We start from the raw sequence: 21,524 nt of genomic DNA, 5'->3' as shown, positions 1-21,524 counted from the left end.
GACTTTGCGCCAAGGAGGACCGGCCCCATGACCGACCGGAGCAGCAGTGCCCCGTCCGCCGCGCCCGCGGCCCTGCCCAGTCTCGGCGGGACGCGCAGCAGCTACCGCGAGCGGGTCGCGGACGCGCTGCGCGCCGCGCTCATCGCGGGCGAGCTGCGCGCGGGCGAGGTCTACTCCGCACCCACCCTCGCCGTGCGCTTCGGCGTCTCGGCGACGCCGGTGCGCGAGGCCATGCTCGACCTCGTCAAGGAGGGGCTCGTCGACACGGTGCCGAACAAGGGCTTCCGGGTCACCGCGGTCTCCGGCAAGCAGCTCGACGAGTACAAGCACATCCGTGCCCTGATCGAGATCCCCACCACGGCGGAGCTCGCCACCACCGCGGACCCCGCGGAGCTCGAGGCGCTGCGGCCGGTCGCGCGGGAGATCGTCACCGCGGCCGCCAAGGGCGACCTCATCGCGTACGTCGAGGCGGACATCCGCTTCCACCTCGGCCTGCTCGCGCTCTCCGGCAACGACCACCTGGTCGAGGTGGTCGGCGATCTGCGCAAGCGTTCCCGTCTCTACGGGCTGCAGGCGCTGGTCGACGCGGGCCGTCTGGAGGTGTCGGCCGAGGAGCACCTGGAGATCCTCGACGCGCTGCTCGACCGCGACGAGGAGGCCGTGCGCGCGGTGATGACCCGCCATCTCGGTCATGTGCGCGGTCTGTGGGCGGCCGAGTAGCCCGGCCGCCCCGAACGGCCGCCCCGAACGGCCGCCCCGAACTCGTGCATCAGATCGCCCCGGGAATTCAGACCGCCCCGGGGATCAGGAACAGGTGGATCGACTGGTCCTTCGCGCGGAAGCGTTCGCTGGCCGCGCCCTTCTTCGCCCGGTCGGAGACGACCACCACGTGGTCGGCCGAGACCCAGGACACGCCCTCGGGGTTGCCGTAGACCGTGCGGCCCTTGGAGTCCGTGGGCAGGCGGTAGACCGTGCCCTCGTCCACCTGCCATTTCTTCGTCGAGAGACGGCCGACCCACAGCGCGGACGACGCCTGCGACAGGACGGCGATCCTGCCGTCGTCGCGCACGGACACGCTGCTGTAGTCCTCGAAGGGCAGCGAGGCGGGCAGCCGGATCGTGGCCTTGTGGTCCCACTGCTTGCCGCCGTGCCGGAAGACCTGGATGCGGCCGCCGCCGGGACGCCGCCCCTCCTTGCCGCCGGCGCAGCGGTTGCCCTCACACAGGCCGAGGAGGTATCCGGTGCCCGAGCGCTCGACCCACTCCAGGCCTTCCATGCCCTTGTTGGCGTCCGTCAGTGTGAAGTCCAGGAAGGAGGAGCCGGTCGGGCGCAGTTTCGCGTCGTACTCCTGGACGCGGGCGCGGAAGCCCTTCGGCTTGACCGGCACGGCCTCGCTCAGCGTGAAGTAGTGGTCGCGCAACTCGTCGTGGGCGAGATCCTCGTACCCTTCGGTCTCCTTTGAACTCGAACTGCCCTTGCCCTTCAGGCCTTTGGGGGTGAGGACACCGTTCTCGGGGGCCTTCGGCGACAGCTCGCTGCTGATCCGGATGAAGGAGGCCAGGTTGTCGCAGACGACGAGGAAGGCGCCGTCGCGGTACAGGACGCCGCTCGCCTCAAGGCGGGTGCCGGCGCCGTCGCCGATGAGGTCCTCGATCTTGGCCTCTTTCACCAGGCGCAGTTCGCGCGGCGCATCGGCCTTCCGCTCCGCTTTCCGCTCGGCTTTCTGCCCGGCCTTCTTCGGTTTCTTGTTGGCTGCGGTCATGAGGGGAGCACCTCCATCGCGCCCGGGAACTGTGCCCCGCTGGCGCCGTTGGGATAGGTCTTGCGCAGCTCGGCGAGCTGCTGCCGGGCGTGGTCGTAACGCATCCGCGTGTAGTGGAAGATCCCGTGGGTGAACTGCGAGCCCCGGCTCAGCTCCCACTGCCGGTACGCCGCCCGATACACCTCGTCGTTGGTGAACTGCCGCCCGGTGAACGGCTGTCCGTGCGGGCTTTCCGACTCCCCGTACGCGGCGGACGAGATCAGCTGCCACAGACCGTCGGTCCGCCCCGAGCCCTCGGCGCCGATCAGCGCGGCGACCCGCTCCGGGCCGAACTCGGTGTCCAGGAGGTACTCCAGGTGGTCGAGGTAGTACTGGCAGAAGTCGTGGTGCCGCAGCAGATTGGTGAAGAGCGGCAGGTGTGAGACCTCGTGCGGGGCGTGCGTGATCCGGCAGTAATTGCGGGTCATCGCGGGCCAGTCGAGCAGGTCCGTGTACTGCCACGGCGTGCCGAAGAAGTCGATGCCCGAGCTGTTGTCGTAGTCCCAGGGGATGAGCGTGAAGTACGGGCGGTCTAGGAAGCTCCGCGGGTCGCCCAGCCGCCCCGAGTTGTAGAGGTAGTAGTTCGACGGGGTGGCGAAGTAGTTGTCCCAGCTGCCGAGCAGCACGTTGGCGCCCGCCCAGCGCAGGAAGGCGCGGACGTTCAGGACTTCCTCGACGGACGCACGGAAGGCGTCGGACGTGAACCGGTCGTCGCCGCCCGGCAGTTGAATCCCATTCACTGCGCGGATGAGCGTGGCGAGATCGTCGTACGTGTTGGCGGCCGGATCGTCCTCGTTCGTCTTCAGACGGTACGTACGGTCGTCCTCGACGCTGCCCGCGGTGAAGTACTGGCGGCCGTCGTCGTCTCCGCCCGTGCCGGTGCGGTGCTCCAGGGTCGCGCAGCCGACGTCGCCGCAGTACGCCTTGTAGAGGTTGCCCGCGGAGTTCTTGCCGAAGTGGTCCTTCAGGAACTTCTTGTCGACCTGCTCGATGACCGAATAGAGGCCCATGTAGCGGTCGTTGAGGGAGAACGTCGCGTACGTGTGCTGCGCCGCGGGGATCCCCGCACGGTCGAGCAGCCGCCAGGCGACGGCCTCGCGCATCTGCGACGGGTCGTTGTACATCGCCTTGAGGTTGACCCGCTCCATGCCGTAGAGCCGGTCCTCGCTCTCCCCGATCTCGAGGTCGACCTTCCAGGACCGCTTGGGCGCGTGGGCCGTCATGTTGCCGCTGTTGACCATCGAGAACGCACCGGTCGCGAGCAGCGTGTCACCGGGGGCGGCGCTCCTGGCCAGGGTCAGCCGGGCGCCCGGCGGTGCCACCATCACCTCGTCGGCGGTCAGTACGCCCTGCGGCCAGCCGGTGACCTTGACCTGATACATGTCCTGAGCGAAGAACTCCTCTTTGTTCTCACGGGAGTTGAGGAGTGACTCGACGAGCTGCCCGATCGCGGTGATCCGCCCGTCCACGCCGAGGAGCACCAGGCGGCCGTCCGCCGCCGCGTCCGCCTGCTCGGCGAGCAGCAGGTCGTACAGCACGCCGAACTCGGCCTTCGTGCGCAGGGCCGCGTCGGACGGGCCCGCCGTGGCGTTGGCCTCCGTGGCGAGCCGCTGCTCCGTTCCCCGCGGCAGCCCGGAGATGACGACTGCCTGGTTCTTGAACGCGTCCTGGAACGTTCCCTTGTCGATGGTCCTGTCCACGCCGGCCTCCCAGGGGTGAACTCTTCTCTCTACGCCCGGTGGCACATGACCGCCAGGCTGAGAACCGGCCCTGTGCCCAAGAGGCCCCTCCGGCGGAACACGTCCGCCGGAGGGGCCTCAGAGGTGTGCTCGCGTCACACGCCGAGGATCCTGATCGACGGGTGGATCGCCGTGTTCAGATAGAGCTTCTCCTTCTTGCGCTCCTGCTCGAGCTCCATCACGAGCCGGTAGCGGTACAGGCCGGGCCTCGCGGTGGGACTGACCGCGCCCGCCCAGTAGTAGTAGACGGACGTGAACTTGTCCCGGGTGCGGTCCGGACCGCCGTAGATCTTCAGTTCGTTGAAGATCCTGCGCTCCGACACGTCCTCCTCGTCGCCCAGCTCGGTGTCGAGGAACACGATGTTGTTGATCTTCGGCATGGGGGGCCAGGTGCCGTCCGGGCGCTTCTCCATGTCGATCGGCCGCACGATCCAGTTGATGACCTGCCCTTGCTTGCAGACCGTCTCCAGCGAGGACGTGCCCTGCCCCTTGCCGCCGATGCTGTTGTCCATCATGTACATCGAGTCGCTCAGTGAGCCCGTCTCCGTCGCCCGCTCCATGTTGATGAGCGTCACGATGTTGAGCTGGACCGAGTTCAGCTGGCCGGGATTCTGCTTCTCCGGCGCGACGCCGTGCGTGCTGGTCGTCATCGTTCCTCCTTCGCGTACACCGTCATGACTGCACGGTCACAGGCCGACGATGGCCGACGCCTGTGTGGTGGTGATCGGTTCGTCCCTCGTGCCCAGCTTGAACTTGATCTGGTACGGGATCGGGCCCGCGGCGGTCTTCTTCACCGTGCCGGTCCAGTACGCGACGTCGGTGCCGGGATACACCTTCCGCTCCGGCTCGCAGAACTCGCTGTCGATGATGATGCCGTCGATGGCGACGTACGCCTCGCACTCCAACGCCAGGCAGTTCCACAGGAGTTGGTCACCGCGCTGGGCCTTGGTCTGCAGCTCTCCGCTGGCGAACCCGGTGGAGCCGGCCGCCTTGTTCGTGTCGTACATGTACAGGTGGCCCTGAAGGTTGCCGCCCGCCAGGGCGCCCACGGCGTCCACGACCGCGGTGATGGAGATCGGCCGCTTCGCCACGGCCTCCCGCCTCTGCTTGGTGGTCATGTGTTCCTCCTCGTCCGGTGGGGGTGCTCAGGTGCCTTGGCCGGGCCGCGGGGCCGGCGGGATGGGCAGCGGGCCGATTCCCGCCTTGGTGAAGGCGTTGCGCCGCGGTTCCGAGGTGATCCTCACCGACGAGGAACACGTCAGGTTCACCGGCTCCCACCGGACCTCGCCGTTGGTCTGCGCCAGTTTGTGCAGCTGGATGCGCATCGTGTACGAGTACGTCCCCGGGCGGGACGTGTCGACCGACGCCGCCCAGTACCAGCCGTCGGTCACCATGTCCGGGGAGCCGTACTCGGCCGGATAGATGATCTTCGCGTCCACGGCCTCGCCGTAGATGTCGGTGATCACCGGGGCCGGGTAGCTGGCCGCGCCCGCGGAGTCCTCGGTGACGACCTGGCCCGTGACGTCCACGATCTTCTGTCCGGACATCCGGCCGCGGGTGCGCCGCGTGGTCTTGACCCGGGTGCCCACGTTCCTGCGGATGCGGCTGAGCTCGGCCGCCGCGTCGGCGCTCGGCACCGTGGACTTGGCCGCGAGGTCCTGCAGTTCGGCGAGGGCCTGCTCGTCGCTCTGCCGGGCCCGCTCGACCTCGTAGCCGCGGGGCACGGTCGGCGGGATGGAACCGAGGCTGTAGGGAAGCCAGTTGAGCACCTGCTCGCTGGCCTGCGACCCGTCGCGCCAGTACGAGCCGTGGACCGCGGTGACCAGCTCGCCGGTCCCCTGGTTCGTGGAGCCGTGGAGCTTCATGTTGTCGAACAGGTAGGTGTTGCCGTCGAGCGAGTTGGACTCCAGCGCATTGCCGACGTCCACGAGCACGATGATCGCCAACTGTTGGGGCATGATTCCGCCTTCGTCGTCGTTCCCGGCTTTGCCGTTGTCGGGTCTGCCGCTACTGGCACATCAACGCGGGGGAGTCGATGTGCATGATGCTGTTGGGGCCGTCGTACATCTGGACTTCGAGCCGGTACTGGTACGGCACGCCCCGTGTCATCCAGTGCGGCACCACGCCGGTCCACACGTCGAGGTCGAGCTTCGCGCTCTTCGGGTCGCCGTGCGGCTCGGCGCCGGCCGAGGCCGTCGCCGGGCCGAGCGCACCCGGCGCCGGGGCGTTCGGAACGGGCCCGCCGGGGCTGCCCGCGGTGGCCGAGCCCTGCGGGGGTGTTCCGGGTACGGCCGCTCCCGGCGCACCCGCGGTGCTGTGGCCGTTGCCCGGCATGAACGAGATGCTCTTGATCTCGACCGGTGTCTGCAGGTCCACGGCGAGCGCGGTCCACGAGACGACCTGACCGGGCCTGACGACGGTGACGAGATTCGGCGTCCCCTGGTGGGCGCTGTTGAACGCCCCGTCGTCCACCATGCAGAGATTGCCGTCGAGCAGCGACTTGATCGACAGCGCCCCGATGACGTCCACGACGGCGATGATGTTCACTTGCGAGTTCGTTCCACTCACGGTCATTCCACTCCTGTCTGCGCACCTGGTGGTTGCGCGCGGTGCCCCGCGCCTAGCCGCGGTCCCGCACCAGCGGGACCTTGCCGACGGCGGTCCGCTCGATCTCGGCGGACAGCCTGGGCACGAACTTGAGCTGGAGGGTGTACCCGGTCTTCTCGATCGACGCGGCGTTCGCCTCTCCGTGGTTGAACAGCGAAAGGGCCCGTGGCAGGGCGTTCACGAACACCTGCTGCAGGCCGTAGGGGCCGAGCGTCGTGTCCGCCCGGTACGTCAGGCCGAGCACGTCGTCGACCGACGCGAACAGCGTGATCTGCTTGCCCTCACGGTGGTTGACGAACTGGACCTCGTGCGCGACCGCGTCCAGGTCGACCACTTCGGCAGCCTTCAGCTCGTCGCGCAGCGAGGCATAGGCCCGCGCGGCCGAGTACTGGCTGTCGTTGATGTGCAGCACATCGCCGGTGCGGCCCGCGAACTCGAACCGCTGGGTCTTCAGGCCAGGGCCCTCGGTCCTGGGCCGCCGGATCATCCGGTCGCCCAGCTTCAGGCGGAGCAGCGGCGCCTCGTGCGCGTGCAGCCGGGTGACGACGAGCTCGCCCTCCTCGCCCTCCGCGACCCAGCGCCCGTTCTCGTCGACGATCTCGATGAAGTGCAGGCCCGGCACCGCGGACAGATACGGCGACGCGGCGTCGAGCTGCAGACCGATGGTCTCCGCCTGGGTGGCGGCGAAGTAGCTGAGGATCGACAGATTCGGGTACAGCGCCTGCAGCTCGACCCGCTTGCGCTGCGAGAGCACCCCGCTGCCGTACAGGGCGACACGGAAGCTCTCCCTGGACTCCTGGCGCATGCCCGCGCCCAGCTCGCTCAGGATGCCGATGCCGGCGGAGATCCCCATCAGCGCCTTGGGGCCCTTGTACGAGAACATGTGCTCGAGTACGGGAGCCGTCACGGGGCCCGCGCCGACGTAGTTGACGCCCGGCACATGCTGGAGGACGCCGCCCACCATGGTGCCGCTGCTCCACATCTGGTAGTCGGCCAGCGTGGTGAACAGCCACTTGGGATCGCTGCCGCGCAGATGCTCGGCCAGCTGGTAGGCGCCCATGAAGCGCCCGGCGATCTCGTAGGTATCCTTCAACTCCCGCAGTGCGTAGACGACTTCGAGCGGGCGGCCGCCGCTGGTGCCGCCGCTGGCCACGATCTCGAACTCGCCGCGGGTGAGCGGGACGACCATGCCGGGCCGCGACTCCATGAAGAAGTCACGCTGTACGTCCTTGTCGGACAGCGGGATGCGCTGCCACGCCTCGTACGACTCGGGGGCCTGGAGGGCGCCCGCGCCGCGCAGCCGTTCGCGCCAGAGCGGATTGAGCAGCACCGTGTTCACCATCTGCTGCAGACGGCGCAGCACGAGCGCTTCCTGGACCTCGTGCGACACCTCGCTGTACGGAGCCTGGCAGACGCGCTCGCATTCCTGGAGTTTGCTCGCGAACGAGGGAAGTACGGTTACTGCTTCAACCGATTCGGGCCGTAACTCCCAGTCGGGGATCAGCCAATGGGCCAGTTCGGTGGCGCCGCCGGGTGCGGTGGCGGTCGGTGGAACATGTGTGGCCTGTGGAGCGTGCGATGTACTCAACATCCGTCCCCTCTAAGCTGTTTCTGTTCCCGGTTCGCTGTTGAGAAGTTCCTGACCCGTGGCCCTGATCTCGGAGATCAGCATCCGGAAGTGCCCGTCGGTGACCTGATGGTTCATCATGACCACGCGCAGTGCGGCCACCCCATCGATGTTCACCTTGGAGATGAAGAAGTTTCCCCGGAGTTTGACGCGATTTCGGATGGCGATCTGAAGGCGGTGCACATCCTCCTTCCTGATGTCCGCCGGGCGATATCGGAAGCACAGGATGTTCGCCTCGGGACGGTGCAGCGTCTCGAAGTCGGGATCGGCCCGCAGGATTCCGTGGGCCTCCTCCGTCAACCGGCAGAGATAATCGATCTTCTCCGCGAAAAGCGCCGGTCCGTACATGGCCCAGAGCGTCCACAAGGTCATGATCATCGGGCGCTTCGTGCACTCGAAGTTCTTGCCGCCGCTGTCGTACGCCGTGTATATGTCCGGCTCCTCGTCGAACACATAGCTGGCCTTCTGCCGGAACGCGGTGCGGCTGGTCTCCTTGTCCCGGTAGAAGAGCATCGTGCAGGGCGCGGGCACGAACATCATTTTGTGCGCGTCCCAGGTCAGCGAATCCGCACGCTCGATTCCCCGCAGTTTTTCGCGGAGGGTGTCCGACACGAGGAGGCTCGCCCCGTGTGCCCCGTCGACATGTAGCCAGAGATTGAATTCCCGGGCCAGTTCCGCCAGTTCGTCGATCGGGTCGAAGGCCCCCACCGACGTACTGCCTGCCGACGCGACCAGGCAGAACACCTTCAGGTTCTGCCGCTCGGCCGCGGCGAGGGCCGGGCGTGCGTCGGCCACCGAGATCTGCCCCTGCGAGTTGAGCGGAAGGCGCACGAGCTGCGCCTCGCCGATGCCCATCACGCCGGCCGCGCGAGCGACGCTGTAGTGCACGTCCGCGCCCACCGCGATGGCGGGCCTCGGCTGGCCGCGCACGGCGGAGCCGCCGTGCGCCCAGAATCCGGGCAGCTTCTGGTTCCGGGCCGCCAGCAGCGCGGTGAGGTTGGCAAGCGACCCCCCTGACGTGGTCACCATGGTGAATCGAGCCGGGTCGTAGCCGATGAACCGGTTCAGCTCGTCGGCCATGATCCGCTCGACCACGTTGGGCAGCTGGGCCGCCTCGTAGAACGACGCCGGCTGGTTGATCACCGAGCTCACGAAGTCGATGACGCCCGCGAGCGGTACGACGCCCGAGAACTGCCGGCCCATGTATCCGGGCGAGTGCACCTGGATGCCGGTCCTGATGTACAGGTCGATGATCCCTGCCAGCTTCTCCTCGTCGAACGCCGCGACGCTCTCGCGCTCCGTCGTCATCAGGGCCCTCGCGGCCTGCGAGAGCAGCGCCGGATCCGTCAGCTCGAGGCCCCTGATGGACAGATCGGAAAGGTGTTTCTCCAGCTTCGCAAGGGCGGTTTCGGAAGTCTCCCGGAACAGTTGGGCGTCAAACGCTTCGAGCAGTAATCCGCTCCCTTCGGAAGCGGGATTGTTCGGCCGAGATTCCGTCACGAGGGTCTCCTTCAGAAAGTCCCTGTGTTGCCCGACATGATCGTGTGGGGCGCACGCAACCTGCGCAGATTCCAGAGTTTTTGAGCATGCCGATGGGCATAAGGACTTCGATGCCGATGCGGCGGCCTCGGCTGGTCAAGTCGGGCAGCAACATCCTTTCCGGCAGCCCGCGTTCAGCGGTGACCGCACGGAACTTCCCCCTCGAAGGAACGGCCTTTTGTGTTACAGAGCGACGCGGACCCCCCGGTTCTCGCGCCACTCCCGCACGATCGGCGTCTCCCCCCTCATGCCCCTCGTGGTTCCCCCCACGTGGAGCAACCGTAGGGCCATATGTTTCGGATCGGTGACTCTTTCAATGGTCTGTCTGAAAACTATGCGCGTCGCCTGATGGCCTTTCAATTGCTCTTGGCCACAACTGTGTTCACCGGCACCCCGCATGTCATGAGGCGTCCGCCATTTTGAGACAAGTGGCCGAACGGCGTGATCCGGGGTGCGCGATACGATTCCCAGGGCGGGCAAGGGATGGCACTTCGATTCGGCGGATGGAGCAGACCAAGGGCGAATGATTTTTGCCATCGTCATGTGACGGCCTGGTTGACCGAACTGCCGAGACGGGGAGCGTCTCATTCTGGGTGGGTGAAATTCAGGCCACGCCAAATTTGCTTACCAATTCAACCGGCCGGATTTTCTTGATTCGTTGTGACCCGTGGGACGGCAGGGACGCGGCGCGGCGCTGTCGGCTGCCGATCGCTCGATCGCCTGATCACCAGGGTGTGCCGCCGCACCGCCCCCCTGAAAAGCGATCACCGGGAAAGCGATCAACGGGATACCGTGCACTGTGGGAATTGCCGATGCCTTGAGGAGTACGTCATGACCCTTTTGACGACCTGGCCGGAGTCCGGCCCCGACACCGTCGTACGCCGCACCACCGACCCGGTGGAGATAGCCGCCGTCCTTGCGCCCGCAGGGGTCCGCTACGAGCAGTGGCCGCTGCGCGCCGAGGTGCCCGAAGACGCCGATTCCGAGACGGTGTTCGCCGGCTACCGCGCCGAGATCGACGAGCTGACGGCGGCGGAGGGCTTCGCCACCGTCGACGTCGTCGGCCTGCGCCCCAGCGAGGACCTGGGGCAGCGGCTGCACGCGAAGGCGGCCCGCAAGAAGTTTCTCAGTGAGCACACGCACGACGATGACGACGAGGTGCGGTTCTTCGTGGCGGGCGCGGGGGCCTTCTACCTGCACATCGGCAGCGAGGTGCACGCGGTGCTGTGCGAGGCGGGGGATCTGCTCGGCGTGCCGCGCGGCACCAAGCACTGGTTCGACATGGGGGCCGCGCCGTCGTTCTCCGTCATCCGCTTCTTCCACGAGGAGGACGGCTGGATCGGCAACTTCACCGGCAGCGACATCGCGCTGAGCTTCCCCGACTTCGACGAACTCATCGCGGGGCGCGTGGCGTTGTGAACGCAGGACCGCCGGTCACCGCGCCCGGTGACCGGCGGTCCTGACAGCGTGGGCGGGGCCGGAAGGACCCGTGCCGCTAGTCGAGGCTCTCGGGCAGCGACAGCTCCAGATAGTCGGGATAGCCGTGCTTCAGGCCAGGGGTGAGCCGCAGCACCTGCGCGGGACCCTCGACGGGGGTCTTCTTGAACCCGGCGAGCCGATAGACCGTATACATCGGCTTGTTCACCTCGGTGGGCAGGAAGTCCGCGGTCAGGGACACCTGCCCGGCATCGGCGGCCTGGGCCAGGTACCGCAGGATCGCGCCCCCGACGTTGCGCCCCATGACGCGGCAGGACATCAGGAACAGCCTGATCCGCCACTCCGACTGCGACCTGCCGACCAGCGTGAGACCGATCGTGCCGTACGAGCCGAAGCGGTCCTCAAGGCGCGCGACGAGGAGCGTCTGGTCGTCCCTGTCCATCAGGTCGCGCAGTTCCGCCTTGGAGAACGTCAGGCCGGTCGTGTTGAGCTGGTGCGTACGCTCGGTCAGCTCGGCCGCGCGCTCCAGGTCCTCCGGGGTGGCCACCGCGACGGTCAGCCGCATCCGCAGCGACCTGAGGAACTCGATCTGGGGCCCCGCGAAGGACTTCTCGTACTCGCCCCGCTGCTCCGCCTGCACATACATCGCGCGGCGCCCGCGCCCCTCCGCGGTCACAGGACGGGACAGCTCGGGACGCGCGAGCAGCCCGGAGACCTCGGCGGCGTCCACGCACCGCACCTGCGGCAGCGCGAACTCGACCTCGGCGCGCTCGAATTCGGAGTCGTCGATGAACATCAGCGTGTCGACGCCGATGTTGAGCCGCTCGGCTATGGACCGCACCAGCTCGGACTTCGGCTGCCAGGAGACGTGCGGCACCAGGAAGTAGTCGCGGATGCCGAGGCGTTCGAGCTCGGTGAGCGCCGCCTTCTCGTCGTTCTTGCTGACGATCGACTGCAGGATGCCGCGCTGGTCCAGGGCGTCGATGACCTCGCGCACGCCGGGCCGCAGTTCCACTCCGGTGCCCTCGGACAGCACGCCGTCCCACACGGTGTCGTCCAGATCCCAGACGACACACTTGACCAGCTCACTCGGCGTGACGGGCCCATCGGGCGTGGCCGGCTCGCTGGGCGCGACCGGCTCCCCGGGCGTGACGGGCTCACTCGACATGATCAGCTCCTTGCGTGAACGGATACCGAGGATCGCGGCGGCGTACCCGGAAGCTCTGCAGGCTCTCCTCGGCCAGCAGATGCTGCAGCAGCTGAGTGCTGCCCTCGATGACCTGCATGACCCGTGCGTCCCGGACCCAGCGGTCCACCGGACCCCCGTCCACCAGGCCCACCGCGCCGTGCAGTTGGGCGGCCGCCGCCGACGCCGTGCCCGCGGCGCGGGACGCCGCCAGCTTCGCGGTCAGGACCTGCTGGATGAGCCGGCCGTCCTGGACGTCCATGGCCCGCGCCGCCTGCCCGCACAGCAGCCGCGCCGCCTCGGTGTCGACCACGGCATCACTGATCAGGCCGCGCACGAGCTGCAGATCGATCAGGCGGCCGCCGAACTGCCTGCGCCCGCTGGTGTGGCCGAGCATCGCGTCGCAGCACGCCTCGGCGAGCCCCAGCGATCCGTACGCGACACAGAGCCGCCCCAACGAAAGGGCGCTGCCCGCTACTTGGGCCACACCGAAGCCCGGCCTGCCCACCATCCGGTCGGCGGGGACCCGGCAGCCCTCCAGCCGCAGATCGGCCAGCATGGCGCTGCGGAAACCACTGGTGGGGCGGCTCGGCACCACCGTGACGCCAGGGTCGTCCCGTTGGACGAGGAAACCGACACTGCGCTCGCCGTGCTTGGCGAAGACCAGGAAACAGCCGGCGACCTGCCCGAAGGACAGCCACCGCTTCACCCCGTCCAGACGCCACCACGTCTGCGAGGACTCCGTATCTCCCGGCTGCTCCTCCGGCACCGCGGTCGTCCCGATCGCCTGGGCGTCGCTGCCCGCACCGTCCTCCGTGAGGCCGAACGCACCGAGCAGCTCACCGGAGGCGAGACGCGGCAGCAGCCGCCGCCGGACGGCCGGGGACCCCCAGCGGCTCAGGCTCGCGCACACCATGCCGTGCACGGTCAACAGGCTCTGCAACGAAGCCGATGTGTGCGCCACGGCCCGGCTCAGCTCGCCGTACTCCTGATGGCTCATCGGCCGCCCGCCGTACTCGGCGGGCACCATCGCCGCCAGCGCCCCGGACTCGGCGACCGTCTCGATCACCCCGGGCGGCACCGCCCTCGCGGCATCGATCTCGTCGGCAAGCGGCAGGAGCAGCCGCCCCAGCTCCTCCGCGGTCGGCGGCGGCTCGCTCATGCCTGCTTCCCCTGCACGAACCGCACGATGCTGTCCACCGTGTCGAAGTTCTCGATCTCCAGGTCGTCGTCCTCGACCTCGACGCCGAACTCCTTCTCCAGGTGGCCGACGAGAGACACCGTGGCAAGGGAGTTGAGCACCCCGCCGGTGATGAGCTGCATGCCCTCCAGCTCGGAGGGGTCGTCCACGTACCGCAGCAGGTACTCGAGAACGCGGGATCGGACGGCCTCGTCCTCGTATACGGAAGTCACTGCGACATCACACTCCAACTCACATGATCAAGGAATTCGCCACTCGCCGGGGAGGCCACGGAGAAGGCCACCGGGGAGACCACGGGCAAGGTCGCCGGGGAGGCCACGGGGAGGCTCACCGCTTCGCCCGCCACTTCTTCTCGAGCCGGCTGATCTGGTTCTGACTGAGGCTCACGAGGGACAGGTCCGAAGGCGTACGACCGGCCGTGTCGGGACCGTCGGCGTGCGCGGCGAGCGCCTTCAACTGGGCGACCCACCCCGCACCGAGCCGCTCCACGTCCTCGCGCGCGAGGACGTCACGCGGCCACGACCAGGTGGCCGTCAGCTGCGGCCCCGACGGCCCTTCGGCCGTCACCGCGTTCACCATCAGCGCATGCGTCAGACGCATCCGCCGGTCGAGGCCGCCGGTCGCCGGGACACCGTCCACCTGCTGCCAGTCGCCCGCTCCGCGCGCCCCGCCTGCGGGCAGCCGCCCGAAGTAGTTGAACGCCACCTGCGGTTCCGGCAGCGCGGCGAGCACCGGCGCGGTCCGCGGGTTCAGATGACGCAGCAACCCATGGTCGATACGCAGCTCCGACGCGGCCCGCAGCTGCTCCTTGACCCGCTGCAGGGCCCGCCCTGCGGCCGGTCCGCCCCGCCGGAGCTCGCCCCAGGACACCCGCCCCGGATCGAGCCGTACCGGAGTCACGGCCGTGAACCAGCCCACCGTCCGGGAGGTGTCGACCCCGTCGAACAGACCGTCCTCCCTGCCGTGCCCCTCGACATCGACCAGCAGGGAGTTCCCGGCCGGGCCGCCCGATGAGCCCGGCCCACCGCGCGCGTTGCGCCATTGGGCGATCGCGAGAACGAAAGCCGTCAGGAGTACGTCGTCCACGCCGGCGTGCAGCGCGGCGGGCACCCGGCCGACCAACGCCTCCGACAACTCCACCGGCACCGTCACACGCAGCGAGAGCAACTGCTCCGCCGTATCGACCGAAGAACTCAACTCCCGCTCCCCGAGGGCGGGTTCGACCCCCGCCAGAGTCTCGGTCCAGTGGGTGAGAGAGGCCTCGCGGTCCGGGTCGATAGCAAGCGCGCCGAGCCGCTCCGCCCACCCCTTGAAGGACGTCGGCACAGGCGCCAACTCCGGTGTCCGCCCCGCGAGCACGGCCGCCCCTGCGGCGGCGAGATCGGGCAGCAGGATGCGCCAGGACACGCCGTCCACCACGAGGTGGTGCACGGTGAGCAGCAGCCTGCCGGACTCCTGCGGCCCGTTGTCGAACCACACGGCCTGCACCATGACCCCGTCGTACGGCGCGAGGCGGTCCTGCGCCTGCCGGGCATGGTCGGCCATCAGCCGCTCACGCTCGGCCGCACTCACGCCGGCGCAGTCCACACGGGTCAGCACCTCGTCGGCCTGTTTCCCCCCGGCCCGGGGAACCTCCAGGGCAGCCTCGCCCTCGTCACCGGCATGCGTCAGACGGGCCCGCAGCATGTCGTGACGGTCGAGCAGGGCCTGCACGACCTCCAGCAGCGGGCCGCGCCCGATACCGGCGGGCACCTGTACCAGCCTCGCCTGGAAGAACGTGTCGAAGGAGTGCCCCGGCTCGATCAGCCACCGCATGATGGGCGTCAGCGGCACCCGGCCCACACCGTCGTCCGCCACCGGCTGGGCGCGGCCGACGTCCAATGGCCTTGCGGTACGGGCCAGTTGCTTCGGGGTCTGGTCCTTGAAGATGTCGCGGGGCGAGATGTCGAGGCCGTGCTCGCGGGCCCGGCTTACCAGGACGATGGAGCTGATGCTGTCGCCGCCGAGCGCGAAGAAGCTGTCGTCGAGGCCGATGCGGGCGGGGTCGAGACCGAGAACTTCCGCGTAGAGGGCGGTGAGGGCCTTCTCTTCCGGGGTACTGGGGGCGCGGGTGGTGCTTGTCGCGCCGAGCGTGTAGTCGGGTGCGGGGAGTGCCTTGCGGTCGAGTTTTCCGTTGGGGGTAAGGGGGAGCTGGGGGAGGGGGACGACGGCTGCGGGGACCATGTAGTCGGGGAGCCGGTCGGCCAGGAGGTTTCGGATGGCGACGGTATCCACGCCGTGACTGTTGTTCTCGGGTACGACGTATCCGACGAGGCGGCGGTCGCCGGGCCGGTCCTCGCGGATGACGGCGGCAGCGCCGGCGACTCCAGGGCAGCCCTTCAACGCGGCCTCGATCTCGCCGAGTTCGATGCGGAAGCCGCGCAGCTTGACCTGGTCGTCCGCCCGGCCCAGGAACTGCAGGGTGCCGTCGGGATTCCAGCGGGCGAGGTCACCGGTCCGGTACATGCGGGTGCCGGGCGGCCCGTACGGATCGGCGACGAAGCGCTGACCGGTCAGCCCCGGCCGTCCCAGGTAGCCGCGCGCGACGCCTGCCCCGGCGACGTACAGCTCACCGGGAACACCGGGCGGTACGGGGGAGAGCCCCGCGTCCAGTACATACGTGCGTACGTTCGCGATGGGCCGGCCGATGGGCGGCACGACGGCGCCCGTCAGGGGCTCGCTCATCGTGGCGCAGACCGTCGTCTCCGACGGCCCGTACGCGTTGATCATCTGACGCCCTGCGGACCAGCGCTCGACCGCATCGGGCCCGCAGGCCTCGCCCGCCACGACCAGCGTCATCGACTGCGGCACATCCGCCACGTCGAGCACGTTCAGGGCGGACGGCGGCAGCGTGCAGTGCGTCACTCCCGCGTCCCGCGCCACACGGCCGAGGGCCTCACCGGGCATCAGGCGCTCGGCACCTGCCAGGACGAGTGCGCCGCCCGAGAGCAGGGCGGTGAAGATTTCCGAGGCGGCGGCGTCGAAGCTGGGCGACGCGAACTGCAGCACACGGCTCCGCGGTCCGATCTGCCACTGCTCGCTCTGCGCGAGGGCGAGGTTCACCAGCCCAGCGTGATGGGCGACGACGCCTTTCGGTACGCCGGTCGACCCCGAGGTGTAGATGACGTATGCCGGGCTTTCGGGGTGGGCTGCGGTGGCCGGATCGGTCGCATCGCTCGCGTCGAGTCGGGCCAACTGGGCCTGGACGGCCGGGTCGTCGAGGCGGAGGACGGGGGTGCCGTCGGCCCAGAGGCCGTCGGTGGTGGTGTCGGTATCGGTATCGGTATCGGTATCGGTCAGGACGAGGGTGGGGCGCGCGTCCCGGACCATGAAGCGGATGCGGTCGACGGGATACCCGGTGTCGATCGGCAGGTAGGCGGCGCCCGCCTTGAGCACGGCCAGCACGGCGACGATGAGCCGGGGCGATCGGGGCAGTGCGAGGGCGACGACGTGTTCCGGCCCGACATCGCGTTCGATCAGGATCCGGGCCAACTGGTTGGCGCGGGTGTTGAGTTCCGCGTACGAGGTGTGGGCGGCGCCGTCGGTGATCAGCGCGGTCGCGTCGGGCGTGGCGTGGGCCTGTGCCTGGAACAGTTCCGTGACCGTGCCGGAAGGTACGGGCGCGGCCGTGTCGTTCCATCGGTCGATGAGCTGGTGCCGTTCGCCGTCGGACAGGACGCCGACCGCGGCGACGCGACCGCCGGGGTTGTCCGCGACGGCGCGCAGCACGCGGAGCAGCCGCTCCACCAGCGCGGTCGCCGTGCCCGGCTCGAACAGGTCGGTGCGGTACGTGAGCACACCGGCGATGCCGTCCGGGGCCCCGTCGTCGCCGTGCCGCTCGGCGAGGTTGACCGTGAGGTCCATCCGGGCGGCCTGAACGTCGGCGAACTCCCGAACGGCCTCCACCGCAGGGAAGTTCACGCTGGTGGGAGGGGTGTTGTTGAACGCCAGCGTGACCTGGAAGAGGGGGTGGTGGGCGAGGGAGCGCGTGGGGTTGACGGCCTCGACGAGGCTTTCGAAGGGGATGTCCTGGTGGGCGTAGGCGTTGAGGTTCCTCTCGCGTACGCGGTCGAGGAGCTCGGTGAAGGTGGGGTCGCCGGTGAGGTCGGTGCGCAGGACGAGGGTGTTGACGAAGAAGCCCACCAGGTCGTCGAGTTCGTCTTCGCTGCGTCCGGCGACGGGGGTGCCGATGGGAATGTCGGTGCCGGCCCCGAGTCGGTGCAACAGGACGCCGATGGCGGCTTGGAGCACCATGAAGACGGTGGTCTGGGTCGAGCGGGCCAGTGCGGTCAGGGCCTGGTGCAGTTCGGCGTCGACATGTACGGGGAGGGATGCGCCCTCGTATCCGGCCTGCTCGGGGTAAGGGTGGTCGGTGGGCAGTTCGAGGCGCTCGGGGAGTCCGGCGAGAGCCTCACGCCAGTAGGCGGCCTGGGAGGCAAGGAGGCTGTCCGGGTCGCCCTCGTCGCCGAGCAACTCCCGCTGCCAGAGGGTGTAGTCGGCGTATTGGACCGGGAGGGGAGTCCAGGCCGGGGTGTGGCCGTCGCGGCGGGCGGCGTAGGCGGTGCTGAGGTCGCGGGCCAGAGGCCCCATGGACCAGCCGTCACCGGCGATGTGATGGATGGTCAGGACGAGTACGTGCTCGTCTTCACCCAGGCTGAACAGGCGGGCCCGCAGGGGCAGTTCGGTGGCGAGGTCGAAGCTGTGGCGCACGGCTTGGTCGATGGCGGTGGTGAGGTCGGCCTCGTCGATCGTCTCGACGGTGAGGTCGGGGCGGGCCTCGGCGGCCGGGCAGATGTGCTGGTGCGGCTGGCCGTCGACGTCGGGGAAGACGGTGCGCAGGGCCTCGTGGCGTTCGACGACATCACCTAGCGCGGCCTGCAAGGCGTCCGCGTCCAGAGGGCCGGTGAGGCGGAGTACGACGGGGACGTTGTACGTGGGGCTGGGGCCTTCGAGGCGGTAGAGGAACCAGAGGCGGCGCTGGGCGAAGGAGAGGGGTATCGGCTGCGGGCGGGTGGTGGCCGGGAGCAGCGCGGGGCGGCTAGTGGCGTCTGTGCCGGTGTCGAGGGTTCGTGCCAGGGTCGCGATGGTGGGTGCGGTGAACAGGTCCCGTATCGCCAGGTCCGTTCCCAGCACCGCCCGTATTCGGCCGATCAGCCGCATCGCGAGCAGGGAGTGCCCGCCCAGCGTGAAGAAGTCGTCCTCCACACTCACCTGACTCGACTCAAGCCCAAGCACCTCGGCGAAGAGCCCGGCAAGGATCTCCTCGCGTGCATCGCGCGGGGCGCGGGAGGGTCCGTTGCCGCTGCTGTAATCGGGTGCGGGGAGTGCCTTGCGGTCGAGCTTCCCGTTGGGGGTGAGGGGGAGCTCCGTGACCGTGACGACGGCTGCGGGGACCATGTAGTCGGGGAGCCGGTCGGCCAGGAGGGTTCGGATGGCGACGGTATCCACGCCATGACTGTTGTTCTCGGGTACGACGTATCCGACGAGGCGGTGGTCACCGGGCCGGTCCTCACGGATGACGGCGACGGCGCCGACGACTCCCGGGGCGGCCGTCAACGCGGCCTCGATCTCGCCGAGTTCGATGCGGAAGCCGCGCAGCTTCACTTGGTCGTCCGCCCGGCCCAGGAACTGCAGGGTGCCGTCGGGATTCCAGCGGGCGAGGTCACCGGTGCGGTACATGCGGGTGCCGGGCGGCCCGTAGGGATCGGCGACGAATCGCTGGCCGGTCAGCCCCGGCCGTCCCAGGTAGCCGCGCGCGACGCCTGCCCCGGCGACGTACAACTCACCAGGAACACCGGGAGGTACAGGTGCTAGCCCTGCATTCAGCACATACACCCGTACGTTCGCGATCGGGTGGCCGATGGGCGGCACGACGGCGCCCGACAGGGGCTCGCTCATCGTGGCGCAGACCGTCGTCTCCGACGGCCCGTACGCATTGATCATCTGTCGCCCTGCGGACCAGCGCTCGACCGCGTCGGGCCCGCAGGCCTCGCCCGCCACCACCAGCGTCATCGACTGCGGCACATCCGCAACCTCCAGGAGAGGCAGCGCGGACGGTGGCAGCGTGCAGTGGCTGACGCTCGCGTCGCGCAACACCGCCGCCAGGGCCGCTCCCGGCGCCAACTGCTCCGCATCGGCGGTCACGAGGGCGCCGCCCGAGAGGAGGGCGGTGAAGATCTCGGAGGCGGCGGCGTCGAAGCTGGGCGATGCGAACTGCAGGACACGGCTGTGGGTGTCGATCTGCCACTGCTCGCTCTGCGCGAGGGCGAGGTTGACCAGCCCAGCGTGGTGGGCGACGACGCCCTTGGGTACGCCGGTCGATCCGGAGGTGTAGATGACGTACGCGGGGTGGTCCGGAACCAGAGGCGCCACCCGGTCCGCGTCGCTCAGGTCAGCGGCCGACAGTCCAGCGAGCCGCTCCTCGACCCCCACACCGTTTAAGACCAGCGCAGTGACACCCTCCTGCGGCAGCAGTCCCACCGAGGCCGAGTCCGCAAGGACCACGCTCGGTCCGGCATCCCGGAGCATGAACCCGATCCGCTCCACCGGATAGGCGGTGTCGATCGGCAGATACGCCGCACCCGCCTTCAGTACGGCCAGAACGGCGACCACCAGCTCCGGAGACCGAGGCAGCGCAAGAGCCACGACCTGCTCCGGCCCCACGCCCCGCTCCACGAGCAGCCGCGCCAGGCGGTTCGCCCGAGCATTCAACTCGACATAGGTGAACGCCACTTCATCGCCCGCGGACAACACGGCCGCGGCATCCGGCGCCCCGGCGACCCGCTCCTCGAAGAGGGCGGGCACCGTACCCACCGGCGCCCCCGCCCCCGCCCCCGCCCCAGCCTCCGCCTCCGCTGAGCCGCTCCACGCCCCCAGCACGGACGCCCGCTCGGCGGCGGTCAGCAGGCTCAGCGAGCCCACCCGCTGGTCCGGTCCGGCATTCGCCATTCGTCCCAGGAAGAGGAGGAATCTCTCGACATGGGCGTCGAGTTCCTCCTGGCTGTACATCTGGTTGTTCGCGTCGAAGTGCGCCTCTATGGAGCCTTCGCGCTCACCCTCGTGGAAGGCTATGGAGAAGTCGTCGGTGTAGCGTCGCGAGATGCTGCTCGCTCTGGCCCGGTGGCCGCCGAAGTCGATGTCGTAGTCGAATGCCATGACATTGACGACGGGTCCATAGGGGAGGCCGGCGCCCGTCGTCCAGGCGAGTTCACGGCGCAGATCCTCCATTCGATATCTGCTGTGCCTGGCCGCACGGGTCGTCTGGGCCCAGACCTGCTTTGCGACCTTGGACAAAGGCAGTTCGGGCCCCACCGCGATGTGCAGCGGAACGACATTGACCGCCATTCCCGGTGTATTGCGCTCGTCCTCGTCCAGACGTCCCGAGACGGGAAGTCCGACGGATACCGTGCTCTCTCCGGTGACCGCGCCCACATAGGCGGCTGTTGCCACAACGGCCAATACCGACCAGTTGACGCCGAGTTGAGCGGCCGCGGAACGCAACGTGTCCGCAAGATGCGCGTCGAGCGTGGTGCGCTGCCGGAGAATTTCTGTGGGCCTGCTGTACGGCCGGTCGGACAGACTGACCGGAGCAGGGGCGTTACGGAGTCGCTTGAGCCAGTATCGGCGGTCGGTTTCCTGCTCCTCTGAACCGCGATAACTGCCCTCGCGTTCCAGCAGGGTTCGGAAGGGGGGAAACGGAGTTCCGTGGTCCGGTTGATCGGTGACCATGGCCGAGTAGACCTGGGCGGTACGGCGGGTGATCAGCGCGGAACTCCACGCGTCCATGACGACGTGATGGTAACGGCTGTAAAGAATATGGGAGTTCGGGCCGACGGTGAGCAGCGCGGGGGCGTACAACGGCCCTTGGACCAGGTCGAACGCGGTGTCCATGTCCGACCGCAGCCATGCCTCGGCCGCTTCCCGCGGGTTCGCATCCGCGCTGAAGTCGAGGCGACGTACCGGCACTTGAGCGTCCCGGCGCACCTGGAACGGACCGTCCGAGGCTTCCGGATCACCGGTTGGGCCGGGACCGTCGGCGATCGTGAACCGCAGCGTCTCTGCCTCGTCGAGAACAATCCGATGTGCTCGCTCGAGAATATCGGGCACGATCGGCCCGTGGATCTCGACCTGCTCGCCGACGTTGTACACCGAGCCGCCAGGCCCCAGCGAACCGGCGAACCAGACACCCAACTGAGCCGCCGTCAACGGCCATTGTTCATCCATGGGATCCGGCACCCCACGCCCCCCGCAGCGACTTGAACCCGGGCCCGGTCACTCGCCGGGCGACTGCATAGTTACACATTGCGCCTTCCGGCTGCACATGGTTTGGCCTCCGGTTTCGGAGTGTT

The 21,524-nt window shown here is 68.8% G+C and carries 14 protein-coding genes; 2 read left to right on the top strand and 12 right to left on the bottom strand.

What is annotated here, in order from left to right:
- Nucleotides 1-27: 27 nt before the first annotated feature.
- Nucleotides 28-720, top strand: a complete 693-nt coding sequence (locus tag AB0G47_RS07375; RefSeq protein ID WP_360765023.1) for a GntR family transcriptional regulator — start codon at nt 28-30, stop codon at nt 718-720.
- A gap of 67 nt (nt 721-787) precedes the next feature.
- On the opposite strand, the gene AB0G47_RS07370 is transcribed toward AB0G47_RS07375, so the two are convergent.
- The 8 genes from AB0G47_RS07370 to AB0G47_RS07335 all read right to left on the bottom strand — a co-directional run bounded on the left by AB0G47_RS07370 (nt 788) and on the right by AB0G47_RS07335 (nt 9,274).
- Nucleotides 788-1,762 (bottom strand): hypothetical protein, encoded by a 975-nt coding sequence (locus tag AB0G47_RS07370; protein WP_360765020.1) that lies wholly within the window; start codon nt 1,760-1,762, stop codon nt 788-790.
- Entirely contained in the window at nt 1,759-3,501 is a 1,743-nt protein-coding gene (locus AB0G47_RS07365; protein ID WP_360765017.1) for a CotH kinase family protein, read from the bottom strand. Before AB0G47_RS07365 ends, AB0G47_RS07370 begins: the two co-directional genes overlap by 4 nt.
- Before the next feature lie 134 nt (nt 3,502-3,635).
- Nucleotides 3,636-4,190: a hypothetical protein gene (locus AB0G47_RS07360; RefSeq protein ID WP_360765014.1), complete on the bottom strand. Its 555-nt coding sequence runs from the start codon at nt 4,188-4,190 to the stop codon at nt 3,636-3,638.
- 36 nt (nt 4,191-4,226) lie between these two features.
- Entirely contained in the window at nt 4,227-4,658 is a 432-nt protein-coding gene (locus AB0G47_RS07355; RefSeq protein WP_360765011.1) for a hypothetical protein, read from the bottom strand.
- A 27-nt stretch (nt 4,659-4,685) separates the two neighbouring features.
- A complete protein-coding gene (locus AB0G47_RS07350) occupies nt 4,686-5,498 on the bottom strand; it encodes a hypothetical protein (RefSeq protein WP_360765008.1) in 813 nt (270 codons plus the stop codon).
- 49 nt (nt 5,499-5,547) lie between these two features.
- Nucleotides 5,548-6,108 carry a hypothetical protein gene (locus tag AB0G47_RS07345; protein ID WP_360765005.1) on the bottom strand — a complete coding sequence of 187 codons (561 nt, stop codon included), beginning with the start codon at nt 6,106-6,108 and terminating at the stop codon, nt 5,548-5,550.
- A gap of 52 nt (nt 6,109-6,160) precedes the next feature.
- On the bottom strand, nt 6,161-7,735 hold the full coding sequence (locus AB0G47_RS07340) for a hypothetical protein (RefSeq protein WP_360765002.1): 1,575 nt from the start codon (nt 7,733-7,735) through the stop codon (nt 6,161-6,163).
- Between the two features lie 12 nt (nt 7,736-7,747).
- Nucleotides 7,748-9,274, bottom strand: a complete 1,527-nt coding sequence (locus tag AB0G47_RS07335) for an aminotransferase class V-fold PLP-dependent enzyme (protein ID WP_360764999.1) — start codon at nt 9,272-9,274, stop codon at nt 7,748-7,750.
- A gap of 870 nt (nt 9,275-10,144) precedes the next feature.
- Between AB0G47_RS07335 and AB0G47_RS07330 the strand changes: the two genes are divergently transcribed.
- On the top strand, nt 10,145-10,732 hold the full coding sequence (locus tag AB0G47_RS07330; protein WP_266871731.1) for a cupin: 588 nt from the start codon (nt 10,145-10,147) through the stop codon (nt 10,730-10,732).
- Between the two features lie 76 nt (nt 10,733-10,808).
- Here the strand turns inward: AB0G47_RS07330 and AB0G47_RS07325 are convergent, their stop codons facing one another.
- From AB0G47_RS07325 to AB0G47_RS07310, 4 genes are all read right to left on the bottom strand, one after another.
- The gene (locus AB0G47_RS07325) at nt 10,809-11,918 is read right to left on the bottom strand and encodes an HAD-IIIC family phosphatase (RefSeq protein ID WP_360764995.1); all 1,110 of its coding nucleotides are present in this window, start codon (nt 11,916-11,918) and stop codon (nt 10,809-10,811) included.
- Nucleotides 11,908-13,098 carry an acyl-CoA dehydrogenase family protein gene (locus AB0G47_RS07320; protein WP_360764993.1) on the bottom strand — a complete coding sequence of 397 codons (1,191 nt, stop codon included), beginning with the start codon at nt 13,096-13,098 and terminating at the stop codon, nt 11,908-11,910. The genes AB0G47_RS07325 and AB0G47_RS07320 overlap by 11 nt, the downstream gene beginning before the upstream one ends.
- Nucleotides 13,095-13,349 (bottom strand): acyl carrier protein, encoded by a 255-nt coding sequence (locus AB0G47_RS07315; RefSeq protein WP_266871734.1) that lies wholly within the window; start codon nt 13,347-13,349, stop codon nt 13,095-13,097. Before AB0G47_RS07315 ends, AB0G47_RS07320 begins: the two co-directional genes overlap by 4 nt.
- 115 nt (nt 13,350-13,464) lie before the next feature.
- Nucleotides 13,465-21,399, bottom strand: a complete 7,935-nt coding sequence (locus AB0G47_RS07310) for an amino acid adenylation domain-containing protein (protein WP_360764989.1) — start codon at nt 21,397-21,399, stop codon at nt 13,465-13,467.
- Nucleotides 21,400-21,524: the final 125 nt, after the last annotated feature.

Source organism: Streptomyces sp. NPDC021622, from assembly GCF_040640795.1.
Taxonomy (GTDB): Bacteria; Actinomycetota; Actinomycetes; order Streptomycetales; family Streptomycetaceae; genus Streptomyces.
Note: the sequence above shows the minus strand (reverse complement) of the source record. Positions and strands in the feature narration are given on the sequence as shown.